The sequence below is a fragment of the uncultured Ruminococcus sp. genome, from assembly GCA_902785355.1.
Classification (GTDB): domain Bacteria; phylum Bacillota; class Clostridia; order Oscillospirales; family Acutalibacteraceae; genus Ruminococcoides.
Map to the genome: position 1 here is coordinate 1 of CACZYF010000037.1, position 1,173 is coordinate 1,173.

General features: G+C 50.7%; 1 protein-coding gene and 1 pseudogene. Both read left to right on the forward strand.

Features of this window, described 5'->3' with window-relative positions; genetic code table 11:
• The first annotated feature begins 254 nt into the window (after nt 1–254).
• Nucleotides 255–533, forward strand: a complete 279-nt coding sequence (locus R2I50_RS08410; protein ID WP_316608708.1) for a hypothetical protein — start codon at nt 255–257, stop codon at nt 531–533.
• A gap of 68 nt (nt 534–601) precedes the next feature.
• Nucleotides 602–1,173 (forward strand): annotated as a pseudogene (locus R2I50_RS08415) (DNA methylase); the annotation flags it as partial.

A 1,173-nucleotide genomic window follows, 5' to 3' on the forward strand; every position in this document is an offset into this window, starting at 1 on the left:
TGTAGAGTTTTGTTGTAAGCGAACTAACTGTAACACAGGTTCTTCCTATTTGCTATTCTTTTTTACTTCTACTGTAACGACTCTATTGTAAACCTACACCTCGAAAATAATCGCATATAGAGAGTATAACATACTTTCATACGCTAAGCAACCGAGAATAATCTCGGATCACGGATAATTTTACTATTGACTTTTCGGTCAATTTGTAGTACATTTGTTCTATAAGATGCAATATGATTTCGTGAGGGTTCATCATGCAACGCTATATAAAGATTTATGTCAAGGTAAACTCCGACTTTGACTCCACGGGATACATGCTGCCGCGTACTATCACATGGTCGGACGGAAGGACGTTCAAAATCGAAGCAGTAAAGGATTTTCGCCCCGCGTCCACACTCGGCGGCTGTCACAGCGGAGATTGCTACACAATCGTAGTGCAGGGAGAGGAACGGTACCTGTTCTTTGAAAAGACCGGCAGCCTGTTTGCGTCCAGGATCGGCAGATGGTATGTCGAAAAGCCGCTTGCCGGATAATTTAAGCAACCGAGAATAAATCCGGGTTCGGATTTGTTCTCGGTTGCTTAAGGAAAGGGGATGTCGGAATGGAACGCACCTATATCGCGATCGATCTAAAGAGCTTTTACGCCAGTGTCGAGTGCGTTGAAAGACATTTCGACCCGCTTTCTACCAATTTGGTCGTCGCCGATTCTTCGAGGACAGAAAAGACGATCTGTCTCGCCGTCTCCCCCTCCCTGAAGGCGCACGGTATCTCGGGCAGAGCGCGGCTGTTCGAGGTCGTGCAGCGGGTACGGGAGATCAACAGTGACCGGCTGCACAGAGCGGTCAAGAACGGTCATATCCGAAAGGATGAGAACGGCGAATACCACTTCTCCTCCGCCTCATTTGACGCGCCGACGCTCGAGCGCGACCCGTCGCTGGAGCTGTCCTACTACGTCGCCCCGCCGCGCATGCGGCTGTACGAGCAGTACAGCTCGCGTATCTACTCGATCTATCTGAAATATATCGCGCCCGAGGATATCCACGTCTACTCGATCGATGAGGTGTTCATCGACGCGACCCACTACCTGCCGCTGTACCGCATGACGGCGCACGAGCTGGCGATGACGATGATCCGCGAGGTACTGTATATGACGGGCATCACCGCGACGGCGGG

Coding starts and splice junctions, on each gene's coding strand:
- R2I50_RS08410 (WP_316608708.1), top strand. CDS start 255: ATGCAACGCTATATAAAGATTTATGTCAAGGTAAACTCCGACTTTGAC.